The sequence below is a fragment of the Pseudoalteromonas sp. 4NS20-0020 genome, from assembly GCF_057554385.1.
The window spans coordinates 33,314-45,478 of record NZ_BAAJMI010000001.1; the positions used below are offsets into that span (position 1 = coordinate 33,314).

General features: G+C 40.6%; 9 protein-coding genes. 4 read left to right on the forward strand and 5 right to left on the reverse strand.

The window, feature by feature from the left end; all coding sequences use genetic code 11:
• Window positions 1–19 precede the first annotated feature (19 nt).
• Complete coding sequence (gene yjgA, locus AC27JL_RS00135) at window positions 20–553, reverse strand: ribosome biogenesis factor YjgA (RefSeq protein WP_006793069.1); 534 nt, start codon at window positions 551–553, stop codon at window positions 20–22.
• A 144-nt stretch (window positions 554–697) separates the two neighbouring features.
• Here yjgA and pmbA point away from each other — a divergent pair, with 144 nt between their 5' ends.
• From pmbA to AC27JL_RS00150, 3 genes are all read left to right on the forward strand, one after another.
• The gene (gene pmbA, locus AC27JL_RS00140; RefSeq protein WP_487194502.1) at window positions 698–2,047 is read left to right on the forward strand and encodes a metalloprotease PmbA; all 1,350 of its coding nucleotides are present in this window, start codon (window positions 698–700) and stop codon (window positions 2,045–2,047) included.
• 90 nt (window positions 2,048–2,137) lie between these two features.
• Window positions 2,138–2,617 carry a DUF721 domain-containing protein gene (locus tag AC27JL_RS00145; RefSeq protein WP_010557986.1) on the forward strand — a complete coding sequence of 160 codons (480 nt, stop codon included), beginning with the start codon at window positions 2,138–2,140 and terminating at the stop codon, window positions 2,615–2,617.
• Between the two features lie 242 nt (window positions 2,618–2,859).
• Window positions 2,860–4,935: a M13 family metallopeptidase gene (locus AC27JL_RS00150; protein WP_277053933.1), complete on the forward strand. Its 2,076-nt coding sequence runs from the start codon at window positions 2,860–2,862 to the stop codon at window positions 4,933–4,935.
• A gap of 256 nt (window positions 4,936–5,191) precedes the next feature.
• On the opposite strand, the gene AC27JL_RS00155 is transcribed toward AC27JL_RS00150, so the two are convergent.
• From AC27JL_RS00155 to secA, 3 genes are read right to left on the reverse strand one after another with little or no spacing between them, the layout of a single operon-like run.
• Entirely contained in the window at window positions 5,192–6,262 is a 1,071-nt protein-coding gene (locus AC27JL_RS00155; RefSeq protein WP_277053937.1) for a phosphotransferase enzyme family protein, read from the reverse strand.
• Between the two features lie 14 nt (window positions 6,263–6,276).
• The gene (gene mutT, locus AC27JL_RS00160; protein WP_277053938.1) at window positions 6,277–6,675 is read right to left on the reverse strand and encodes an 8-oxo-dGTP diphosphatase MutT; all 399 of its coding nucleotides are present in this window, start codon (window positions 6,673–6,675) and stop codon (window positions 6,277–6,279) included.
• 60 nt (window positions 6,676–6,735) lie between these two features.
• Window positions 6,736–9,444, reverse strand: a complete 2,709-nt coding sequence (secA, locus tag AC27JL_RS00165; RefSeq protein ID WP_058428236.1) for a preprotein translocase subunit SecA — start codon at window positions 9,442–9,444, stop codon at window positions 6,736–6,738.
• A 406-nt stretch (window positions 9,445–9,850) separates the two neighbouring features.
• Between secA and AC27JL_RS00170 the strand changes: the two genes are divergently transcribed.
• A complete protein-coding gene (locus tag AC27JL_RS00170; protein ID WP_487194503.1) occupies window positions 9,851–10,621 on the forward strand; it encodes a Rossmann-fold NAD(P)-binding domain-containing protein in 771 nt (256 codons plus the stop codon).
• Between the two features lie 9 nt (window positions 10,622–10,630).
• On the opposite strand, the gene hutH is transcribed toward AC27JL_RS00170, so the two are convergent.
• Window positions 10,631–12,163: a histidine ammonia-lyase gene (hutH, locus tag AC27JL_RS00175; protein ID WP_276753590.1), complete on the reverse strand. Its 1,533-nt coding sequence runs from the start codon at window positions 12,161–12,163 to the stop codon at window positions 10,631–10,633.
• Window positions 12,164–12,165 lie beyond the last annotated feature (2 nt).

Genomic DNA, 12,165 nt, shown 5'->3' on the forward strand with positions numbered 1-12,165 from the left:
TATCGCAACGTATTACGCGTTAATACGTGACGGTATGCGCATCTTTTAAATACTGAAAAAGCTCTTTATAGCCTTTACCTGGCTTTTCGGCTTTGACCTCTTTTGCTGCATTACGCACTAATTGACGCATTTTTTGACGATCAAGCGATGGGAACTGCTCAATAGTCTCGTTTATAAGACTATCACCTTGTTCTATTAAGTCTGAGCGCAGTTGCTCTATTTTTTTAACCAATACTTCAGCCTGGTTATTTTTATTAAGCATTACATCGATAATAGCTTTAATATCTTCAATGTTTTCTACTGTGCGAAGCGTTTTTGCAATGTAATTTAAATGACGACGATATGCATCACTTTTGTTACTAATTTTATCAGCAACAACCATCGCTTCTTTTAAATCGTCATTTAATGGTAGGCGCTCACGCTGCTTTTTACCCATTTTGGCAATTTCAGAACCTAACTGATGAAATTCTTGTGCTTCGCGCTTAAGCTCTGTTCTTGATACGTATTCAATTTCTTCTTCAATTTCAGCAGGCTTGCCTTTTTTCTTCGCCATGGGGTGCTCTTAAATAAAAATAACTGGCGACATTATACGCCATTCTTTTAGTGATTAATATTAGCTGATGTGGTGCAGTGAGTGTGTTAGCATTTAACTATAAGAAATGCATGCATTATGCCTCTAAGGCTCAGGACTTAATTTATGAAAAGCCAACAAAACGATCCAATTTATTCTCAAATATCGCAGGTTAAAGATGCGGTAGCAGAAGTACTCGAACATGCTAAAAAATTAGGTGCTACAGCAGCTGAAGCTGCAATGTCTAGCACGTCGGGTTTATCGGTGAGTACACGAATGGGTGAAGTAGAAACCATTGAGTTTAACCAAGATGGTGGCCTGGGTATTAGTGTTTATGTTGGCAATAATAAAGGCTCTGCCTCAACGGCTGATTTAAACCCTAAAACGTTGCGCACAGTGGTAGAGAAAGCCATTGATATTGCAAAGTTCACATCAGACGATCCTTTCAATGGGGTCGCCGATAAAGAGCTACTTGAGTTTAATCCACAAGATCTCGATTTATACCACCCTTGGGATGTAAGCCCAGAGCAAGGTATTGAGCTTTGCCATACAGCTGAGCAAGCGGCATTAAATGCTGATGAACGTATTGTAAATTCTGATGGCGCGAGTTTTTCATCGCATCAAGGGCTTCGTGTTTATGGGAATAGCCATGGTTTAATTGCTGGCTTTCCTCGCACTCGTCATAGCATCAGCACCATGGTAATTGGTAAAGATGGTGAACAAATGCAACGCGACTCAGCATACACGGTTGCCCGCGATCAAGCAGGTTTAACTGATGCAGCAGCGGTTGGGCTTGAAGCCGCATCAGAAACATTGGCTAAATTAAACAGCCAAAAATTAGGAACAATGAAAGTCCCGGTTATATTTAGGGCTGATATTGCAAACTCATTGTTTGGTCACTTGGTTTCGGCAATTGGCGGTGGCGCACTTTATCGTAAGTCGAGCTTTTTACTCGATAGTTTAGGTACGCAAGTATTTAGTCATTGTGTAAATATTGCTGAACGCCCGCATATTTTAAAAGGATTAGCTTCATCACCGTTTGATAGCGAAGGTGTTAAAACGGTTGATCGTGAAATAATTCAAGGTGGTGAGTTACAAACTTACTTATTAGCAAGTTACGCCGCGCGTAAAATGAATATGACCCCTACAGGTCATGCCGGCGGTATTCACAACTGGTTAGTAGAGCAAACGCATAATGATTTACAAGCATTGTTAAAAACAATGGGTACCGGCTTGTTAGTTACCGAGCTTATGGGGCAAGGCGTAAACACAGTAACAGGTGATTACTCTCGAGGTGCTGGTGGTTTTTGGGTTGAAAATGGAGAGATTCAATATCCAGTAAGTGAAATTACGATTGCCGGTAATTTAAAAGATATGTTTAAAGGTATTTCTGCTATCGGTGGTGATATTGAGCGCAGAGGCGGCATTCAAACTGGCTCTGTTCTAATTGAGCAAATGCAAATAGCGGGTGCTTAATACCTAATTTAGGCTTAATTATGGACACACTTAAGTTTACTCTGATGGTGCTAAATTAAGTGTGTAAATAAGTACGAGTTGAGATATTTAATGGCTAAAGATAGATATGCACCAAAACCACTCACCGATATTATGGCGGGCCTAAACAACCGTCTGTCGGCTTACGCTGGTAAAAGCCAAGCTCTTGATACTCAGCAAACTTTACTTAAAGGTTTTTTAGGCCCTAAATTAGGGGATAAGTGCCGCGTAAGTAATTATCGCGATGGCACTTTAATGATTGAAGCGGTATCGGCCCCGATAGCGCTTCGGCTTAATTATTTAAAAATGGATATGCTTTCGCACTTTAGAGCGGCAGGGATGGCTGAACTAGGGCAAATTAAAATTACAGCTAATCCACAGGCAACTCAGCGATTAAGTTCGGCCAACAAACCCGCATCAGCCGCCGTCACAAATTCACGTAAAATGAGTGAGCAAACAGCCGATTATTTAAATGCGATTGCCGACTCAGCACCACCTTCATTAAAAGAGAAGTTACAACGTTTGGCCTTACACGGTAAAAATAAGGGTTAATTGCCGGCTACTTTATTAAGTTATTGATAGGGCAATTTAGAACGTTTATCTCATTCAAAATACTTTGTTACATAATCTATTTCAATGTTCTCAAAATCAGGTTTATTATAGCGTTATTGCACTCAATAATTAGTGTAAGTTGATGCCCATTCCATTAAGTAAAAGCTGACTGCTATCTTGTGAAAGAGCTTAATGGAGTTGGTATGAGCAATTTATAAAATTGACTAACAAATGGATTAATTATGAATAAAGTAACAATGGCCGCTGCAAGTATTGCACTTGCGCTTGGCTTAGTAGGTTGTGGCGAAAAACAACAAGAAACCCAAGTAGCCGACACTCAAGCAGCAACAGCACCGGCAGAAAAACCGTTAGAGCTAGGTATTGAATTGGCTAATATGGACAGCTCAGTTCGCCCGCAGGATGACTTTTACTACCATGTAAATGGCACTTGGTTAGCAACAACCGAAATTCCAGGTGACAAGTCTAATTATGGTTCTTTTTCGCAATTATATGATGAGTCGCAAAAAGCGATGAAAACGGCGCTTGAAAACGCAGCGGCCAATAAGTCGGCTGAAAAAGGCAGCGACGAGTACAAAATTGGCGCGTTTTATAAAAGCTATATGAATAAAAACGCCCGTAATGAGCTTGGTGTTACACCGCTGCAACCGTCGCTAGATAGTATTGATAGTGTAAAATCTAAGTCTGATCTAATTAGCCTTATGGCGTCTATTCAACAGCAAGGCGGCACTCTACCGTTTGGTTGGTTTATCAATAACGATGCTAAAAATTCAAGCGAATATGCTTTGTATTTATCTCAATCTGGCTTGGGTTTACCTGATCGCGATTACTACTTAAAAGACGATGAGAAATTTACTAAAATTCGCGCCTCTTATGAGCAATACATAACTGATGTATTAGCTAAAGCGGGTGTCAAAGAGGCCGCACAAGCAGCAGCAAGCGTACTTGCCTTTGAAAAAACCATTGCTGATGCGCAGTGGAGCCGTGTACAAAGCCGTGATGCAACTAAGTCATACAATAAAATGACCCTAGCAGAGGCTGATAAACTTGCTGGAGAGCTTGATTTATCGACGTTTTTTAAAGAGGCAGGTGTAAACACCGCTGATATTATTGTGCGCCAACCAAGCTTTTTAGAAGCGCTGGGTGGTATTTATCAAAACACCGACTTAGCAACCTGGAAAAACTACCTTAAGTTTCATTTTGTGAGTGGCTATGCGCAGCTATTAAATGATGATTTGGTTGACCTTAAATTTAACTTTTACAGTACGACATTACGTGGTGTAGAAGAGCAAGCACCACTTTGGAAAAAAGCCGTAGATGCGTCTAACAGTGTCTTAGGTGAAATTTTAGGTAAAGTGTACGTTAAAGACAATTTTCCGCCTGAAGCTAAAGCACGTATGGAAGAGCTAGTTGATAACGTAATTAAAGGTTACAGCGTTGCAATTGAAGGTCTTGATTGGATGGGACCTGAAACAAAAATTGCAGCACAGGAAAAACTAGACAAATTTATTCCTAAAATTGGCTACCCAGATAAGTGGAAGGATTACTCTGAGCTTGAAATTAATTCAGACGAGCTAGTAGGTAACTACATCCGTTACAGCCAATGGGCGTATAAAGACATGATTGCCAAATTAGGCAAACCTGTTGACCGTTCAGAATGGTACATGACACCGCAAACAGTGAATGCCTACTACAACCCGGTAAACAACGAAATTGTATTCCCTGCTGCTATTTTACAACCGCCATTCTTTAACTTAGAAGCGGATGATGCGGTAAACTATGGTGCTATTGGTGCGGTAATTGGACACGAACTTGGTCACGGTTTTGACGACCAAGGTTCTAAATACGACGGCGATGGTAATTTACGTAACTGGTGGACTGAAAGCGACCTTAAACAGTTTGAGGAGCGTTCAGGTGCGTTAGTTGAGCAATTTAACAAGTACAAACCGTTTGACGATGCGAATGTAAATGGTGAGCTTACGCTTGGCGAAAATATTGGTGACCTAGGTGGGTTAACAGTCGCATATAAGGCATATCAGCTATCATTAGGTGATGATAAAGCACCAGTTATTGATGGTTACACAGGCGATCAACGCTTCTTTATGGGGTGGTCGCAAATTTGGCGTCGTAACTACCGCGATGAAGAATTACGTAACCGTTTAATGACCGATTCGCATTCACCAAGCCATTATCGTGTCATTGGTATTTTGTCTAATATGCCAGAGTTTTACGAAGCGTTTGATGTAAAAGAAGGCGACAAAATGTATATCAAACCAGAAGATCGCGTAAAAATTTGGTAATCAGATAATGTTATACCAATTCGCAATAATACTTGATTATTTTTAGGGGCTAAAAGTGTCGTTATCTGCGTTAAAAAATTCTCATTTAGAATAACTAAATAACGAATTTTTTGCCTAGCTATCAACACGTTTATCTATCCTCAAAATAGATCACTTAATTAAGCAGATTGGTACTAGTTAACTAAACACCAGTGAATAAAAAAGCCAGTAAGTTTAACTTACTGGCTTTTTTGATACGAAATTTTAAACGCTTACTTTATTGTTTCATTAGGGTTTCGTACATCCATGCTTCGTTAACTAAAATGTTTTTATATAAAGCGAGTTGGTTTTGAGTGCGTACTAAATTGTGTTCAGTGTGTGCGGTTTTAAAGTACACGTCGTTATTTAAGTAATCTGTTAAAAAGCGCACACTGAGCATCAGGGGCATTATTTTAGCGCCTAAAAGTAAACTGCGCTGTTCTTGTTTACTCAATATTGGTTTGAGTGATGCTAAGTAACCTTTAACGAGTGCTTCAAAAATCTCTTTTCTAATAACAACCTTATCAAGACGTGTCGAATCCTCTGCTTCTGCACAGCAAAATGTACGTACCATATCGCCAAAATCGTGTAATAAAAAACCAGGCATGCAGGTGTCTAAATCAATAACAGCTTTCGCTTTATGAGTTTTACTGCAGTAGAGCATATTATTGATTTTAGTGTCGTTGTGGCAAACTCGAATAGGTAAATGCTGAGTTATAGCTTTAAGTTCATTTACTAAGTGTTGTTGCGATAAGCAAAATTCAATGTCTTTTTTACTGCGGTTAAGCCTGCTTTCATCACTATGAGTTATTGCTGTGTTTAGCTGCTCAAAGCGCATAGCCAAGTTATGAAAATCATCAATCACAGTATGCAGTGTGGCTGTGTCAAAATCGTGTAAGGCACTTGCAAAAGTACCAAAGGCCAAAGCAGCTTGATGCGCTTGCTCTGGGTTTTTAACAACATCCTCGCTGTAACTGTGCTCAATATAGTTAAGTACGCGATATGGCTCTTCATTAAGTATGGTTAAATACTCGTTGTTGCCTGTGTTAATGTGTTTAACAATATCGAGCGGATAGTTTTTTTGCTTCTGCTTAGTATTTAGGTGTTGCTCAATAAGTTGTGCGTTACTGACAATTTGAGCTGGGTACTTAAATACATGAGTGTTAAGTTTTTGCACAATAAATCGCTGATCAAAATGTGTTAGTAGCCATGTGCTATTGATATGGCCGCTGCTGATGGTACTCAACTGAGTTGTTTCAGGGTTGAGTTTTAGCAGTTTACTCAACGTATTTTGTACAGTGTTATTCATTGTAACTCACTTAATCAAGCGTATCGAGATTGCAGTTTTTCAATTATTTCAGCATTAGCGGCAGGGAAGTCATAGTGAGTTAACTCACTAATATTTACCCATTCACTAGGTTGCCCTTCAGCGCCATGCGCTTCACCGCTAAAGTTACTGACAACGTGAATATCGAGTTTTACGCATTTGTCGCCATAATCATGTTCGATCACCATGAGTTGGCTAGAGCTGTGAATAGTAATACCTACTTCTTCAGTCAACTCACGTCTAAGCGCTGCAAATACACTTTCATTCGCTTCAACTTTACCACCAGGAAACTCCCATAAGCCACCTTGATGTTGGTCATCGGCACGTTTGCAGATAAATATTGCATTATTTTTTTTAATTACACCGACGGCTACATTTACTATTTTTATTGTCATATTTTTATCCCATAAAAAAAGCGACGCAAGCGCCGCTTTTTAATTACTTACAATGCGTGGTTATTTTAATTTACCACAACATTGCTTGAATTTTTGACCTGAACCACAAGGACACGGATCGTTACGACCAACTTTTGGCTCTGTTCTGGCCATTACCGTCGCACTTGGAGGTGCTTCGCCGCCTACGTGCTCAGCTTCTTCATGTTGGTACTCGCGAGGGGCATTTTCACTCTTACGGTGTTGCTCTTCTACTTTTTCAACATCTTCTTCTGCACGTACTTGTACTTTACTTAAAATGCTAACTACATCAACTTTTAAGTTTTCAAGCATTTCAGAGAACAGTTCAAACGACTCGCGTTTGTACTCTTGCTTTGGATTCTTTTGCGCGTAGCCACGTAAGTGAATACCTTGGCGTAAATGATCCATCGCCGCAAGGTGATCTTTCCAATGTTGGTCAAGACTTTGAAGCATAATTGCTTTTTCGAATTGACGTAGAACTGAATCACCAACTTGTTGCTCTTTTTGCTTGTAAGCTTGATCAACAGCTTCTTCAATACGCTCACGAAGTTTTTCTTCGTATAGTTTATTGTCGTCTGCTAACCATTGAGTAATTGGTAGCTCAATTAAGAAGTCTTGTTTTAAGCGCTCTTCAAGACCTGGTACATCCCACATTTCAGCAAGGCTTTGTGGAGCAATGTATTGATCTATTGTATTGCTTAGTACGTCACCACGAATTGCTGTGATAGTTTCTGAAATATCACCTTCTTCAAGTAATTCATTACGCTGAGAGTAAACAACACGACGTTGATCGTTTGCTACGTCATCGTATTCAAGTAGCTGTTTACGAACATCAAAGTTACGTGCTTCTACTTTACGCTGTGCATTTTCAATTGCGCGGTTAACCCATGGGTGTTCAATTGCTTCACCGCGTTGCATACCTAGTTTACGCATCATGTTAGTCATGCGCTCGCCGGCAAATATACGCATAAGCGCATCGTCCATCGAAAGGTAAAAACGGCTAGAACCAGCATCACCTTGACGGCCAGAACGACCACGTAATTGGTTATCTATACGGCGCGATTCATGGCGCTCAGTACCAATAATGTGCAAACCGCCAGCATCAATGACTGCATCATGGCGAAGTTTCCATGCAGCTTTAATTTCTGCAATTTGTTCATCAGTTGGATTTTCTAGTTTTTCAACTTCGCTATTCCAGTTACCACCTAGCACAATATCGGTACCACGACCGGCCATGTTAGTTGCAATGGTAACAGTCCCAGGTAAACCTGCATCTGAGACGATATCAGCTTCTTGCGCGTGGAATTTAGCATTAAGTACATTGTGCTTAATTTTTTCTTTGCGTAAAAACTGTGATAAGTACTCAGAGCTTTCAATTGAGATAGTACCTACTAGTACAGGCTGTCCGCGTTCTTGACAGTCTTTAATATCAACTAAAATAGCTTCGTATTTTTCTTCTTGCGTTAGGTAAACTAAATCAGCGCGATCATCACGGATCATTGGCTTATTAGTTGGCATAACAACGGTATCTAGGCCATAAATTGACTGAAACTCAAATGCTTCTGTGTCGGCTGTACCTGTCATACCCGCTAATGTTTCGTACAAACGGAAGTAGTTTTGGAACGTAATAGACGCCAATGTTTGGTTTTCGTTTTGAATTTTAACACCTTCTTTAGCTTCCACAGCTTGGTGTAAACCTTCAGACCAACGACGACCTTCCATTGAGCGACCAGTATGCTCGTCAATGATGATAACTTCGTTTTCTTTAACAACGTAATCAACATCTTTTTGATATAATTTGTGCGCGCGAAGTGCAGCATATACATGGCTTAACAAGGTAATACTTGCGGCAGAGTACAGCGAATCGCCTTCTTCAATTAAGCCGCGCTCGCTAAGTAAATCTTCTACTTTAACTTGGCCGCGCTCAGTTAAATGAACTTGCTTAGACTTTTCATCGATTGTGTAGTCGCCGTCACCTTCAACACCTTCCTCGTCTTCTTTTTCTTGTAATTCAAGTAAAGGAACGATGGTATTTATTTCAGTGTATAGCTGTGAGCTGTCCTCGGCTGGGCCTGAGATGATAAGCGGTGTACGCGCTTCATCAATTAGGATTGAATCAACTTCATCGACTACAGCGTAAAATAATGGACGCTGAACGCGCTCATCAATACTAAATGCCATGTTGTCACGAAGGTAATCAAAACCAAACTCGTTGTTTGTACCGTAGGTAATGTCAGCAGCATACGCTTGCTTTTTTTGTTGTGGCATCATGCCAGGCACATTGCAGCCAACCGTTAGGCCTAAAAATTCAAATAACGGACGGTTAGTTTCAGCATCGCGTTTTGCAAGATAGTCATTCACGGTAATAACATGAACCCCTTTACCTGTTAAGCCATTTAAGTAAGCAGGTAAGGTTGCAGTAAGTGTTTTACCTTCACCGGTACGCATTTCTGCAATACGGCCTTCGTGTAAAACCATGCCGCCTAGTAACTGTACGTCAAAGTGGCGCATGCCATTAACGCGTTTAGATGCTTCACGAACTACTGCAAATGCTTCAGGTAGAATATCGTCAAGGCTTTGTCCGTTATCGTAACGTTCTCTGAATTCTGCTGTTTTAGCGCGTAAATCTTCATCAGAAAGGGCTTCTAACTGCGTTTCTAGCGCATTGATTAGCGCGACCGTCTTTCTAAAGTTTTTAATAGTGCGGTCGTTGCGACTACCAAAAATCTTGGTAAATAAATTAGATATCATGATAAAACCGTTACAATCAATTCGTTGTTAGCCGCGTATCGGCTAACCCATTTTTAACAATTGGTAATTAATATGTGCTTTTAAGTAACACTTAGTACATATTAATTAGCAATTTTGTATTAAACCATTCAAAAAGCACTGTTTATTACGTGCGCTACTATACCAGACTCTGCCAAACAACAAACTATCTCAGCCAAAAGATCTGTATATAAAATAGAAAAATTTGATCTGCATTCTAAAAAAGCCGTGGTATTAACTCATTACTATAAAAATAGTAGTGAACTGTGGATATATGGTGCTTAAAAAATTAAAAACAAGGGGGGCGTTACATTTGTGAACTTTATAAAATTATGCTCAGATAACAGCATTAAACAATGGTGCGCTTAACGCGAAGGTGTGTGTCAACATGCAAAATAAGGTGAATAAATTAGTTGTATTGGGTGCTGGCTGGTTAGGTCATGCGCTATGTGTTAATGCACAACAGGCAGGTTGGAAGGTGCAGGGTACTCGTCGGTCAAATACACGAGAATTTGATTTTGAGCGCCAGTTTAAATTAGAAGGTAATCAGCTAATACATCAGGTTGATTTAGACAATGCGTTTTGGGTCTGTGCTATTCCACCACGAAGTCGTCATAGCGAGAGTAATTACCCAGAAACACTTACTGCAGCCTTGGCGTTGTCTAAAAAGTTAAATGCAAAAGGGTTTTTATTATGTTCATCCACAGGGGTTTACGACCAAGAACCCGGTGTATACAGTGAAAGTAGCGATATTGCTTGCGCCAATCCAAGGCAAACAAAATTATATCAGGCCGAAGAGCAAGTCCTTGAGCAAAACGGTAAGGTACTGCGTTTAGCAGGATTACTTGGCCCAAACAGAGAACCTGGTAAGTTTGTTGCGGGTAAAGAGCTTAATACTTCAAGTCAGCAAGTGGTGAATATGGTGCATCAGCAAGATGTAATAAATGCTATTTTTGCGGTAATAGCGCATTGGCAAGTAGGGCAAAATATTTACAATATCGTTAACCCCGAGCACCCAACAAAAGCCGATTACTATGCATTAAAGTGTAAGCAGCATGGTGGCGAAATGCCAAAATTTACGAGCGATGAAAAAGCTGAGCGCAAGGTTATTGGCTCAGCGATAGAGGCGTTAGACTTTAATTACCAGTTCGGTATTTAAGGCATGTTTTTAATAAGAAGGGAGTGGGTTGTGGTCAATAAAGTCGCACAATTTACCTTCGCTCAATAGGGCGTTAGTTTGTTCTATATCGGGTGCAAAATAGCGATCTTTATCGTAGTAGGTCACGTATTCGCGTAGTAAATTTTTTGCCTTTAATACTTTTTCACACGGGCTTAGCGGTTTTCTAAATTCTAAGCCCTGTACTGATGCAAGCCACTCTATAGCCAAAACACCTTGTGTATTATTTGCCATCTCTTGTAACCGCCTCGCGGCAAACGTAGCCATTGAAACGTGATCTTCTTGGTTGGCAGATGTTGGTAAGCTATCTACAGACGCGGGATGCGCAAGCGATTTATTTTCAGATGCTAATGCTGCTGCTGTCACTTGAGCAATCATAAAGCCAGAGTTTACGCCACCGTTTTCAACTAAAAAGGGCGGTAATTTTGATAAGTTAGAATCAATAAGTAGAGCAATTCTGCGCTCTGCTAAAGCGCCAATTTCAGCAATTGCAACAGCGAGGTTGTCGGCGGCCATAGCGACAGGTTCAGCGTGAAAGTTTCCGCCAGAAATAATATCGCCTACATCGGCAAATACGAGTGGGTTGTCGGTTACACCATTTGATTCGCACAGCAATACGTCAGCTGCTTGGCGTATTTGTGTTAAACACGCACCCAATACTTGAGGTTGGCAACGTAAACAATAAGGGTCTTGTACTTTTTCACAGTTTACATGTGAGTCGCTAATTTGTGATTGAGTATCAAGCAAATCTCTAAACACTTGTGCGGTATCTATTTGACCACGTTGCCCACGAATTTCGTGAATACGTGAGTCAAAGGGAGCGCGGCTCCCCATTGCTGCTTCAATACTTATAGAGCCTATTACACAGCTTTGCGCATATAAATCTTCTGCTCTAAATAACCCCTGTAATGCAAAAGCGGTAGACGCTTGAGTACCGTTAAGCAGCGCTAAACCTTCTTTTGCTGCAAGCGTAAGCGGTTCAAGCCCTGCTATTTTCAAACCTTCAGCCGCACTGATTATTTTACCCTGATGGCGCATCTGGCCTTCGCTTAGCAAGGGTAAGCACATATGTGCAAGTGGAGCTAAGTCACCCGAAGCGCCAACAGAGCCTTTTTTAGGAACGCATGGGTAAACTTCACTATTTAGCAACTGTATAAAAAACTCGATGACTTGTAAGCGAATGCCTGAAAAGCCACGAGAAAGCGAGTTGATTTTTAGTGTAATCATCAATCTCACTGTGCTGTCGTCCATGTACTCGCCAATACCAGCGGCATGAGAAAGCACAATTGAACGCTGAAGTAGCTCAAGCTCGTCATCGGCAATTTTGGTGTTAGCAAGCAGGCCAAACCCGGTGTTAATCCCATACACTGTGCGTTGCTCATTAATGACATTTTGAACGGTTTGTGCGCTGGCAGCGATTTGAGATTCGGCATTTTTTTCAAGGTTTATTTTTACACTTGATGCATTAATCTTTCTTAAAATATTTAAATCAAGCGAGCCGGGTGTGAGAGTTAGTTCGACCATGA

Excerpts from the sequence above, each read along its gene's own strand:
- pmbA (WP_487194502.1), top strand. The coding sequence starts at position 698 with ATGAAAAGCCAACAAAACGATCCAATTTATTCTCAAATATCGCAGGTT.
- hutH (WP_276753590.1), bottom strand. The coding sequence starts at position 12,163 with ATGGTCGAACTAACTCTCACACCCGGCTCGCTTGATTTAAATATTTTA.
- AC27JL_RS00170 (WP_487194503.1), top strand. The coding sequence starts at position 9,851 with ATGCAAAATAAGGTGAATAAATTAGTTGTATTGGGTGCTGGCTGGTTA.
- AC27JL_RS00150 (WP_277053933.1), top strand. The coding sequence starts at position 2,860 with ATGAATAAAGTAACAATGGCCGCTGCAAGTATTGCACTTGCGCTTGGC.
- AC27JL_RS00145 (WP_010557986.1), top strand. The coding sequence starts at position 2,138 with ATGGCTAAAGATAGATATGCACCAAAACCACTCACCGATATTATGGCG.
- yjgA (WP_006793069.1), bottom strand. The coding sequence starts at position 553 with ATGGCGAAGAAAAAAGGCAAGCCTGCTGAAATTGAAGAAGAAATTGAA.
- AC27JL_RS00155 (WP_277053937.1), bottom strand. The coding sequence starts at position 6,262 with ATGAATAACACTGTACAAAATACGTTGAGTAAACTGCTAAAACTCAAC.
- secA (WP_058428236.1), bottom strand. The coding sequence starts at position 9,444 with ATGATATCTAATTTATTTACCAAGATTTTTGGTAGTCGCAACGACCGC.
- mutT (WP_277053938.1), bottom strand. The coding sequence starts at position 6,675 with ATGACAATAAAAATAGTAAATGTAGCCGTCGGTGTAATTAAAAAAAAT.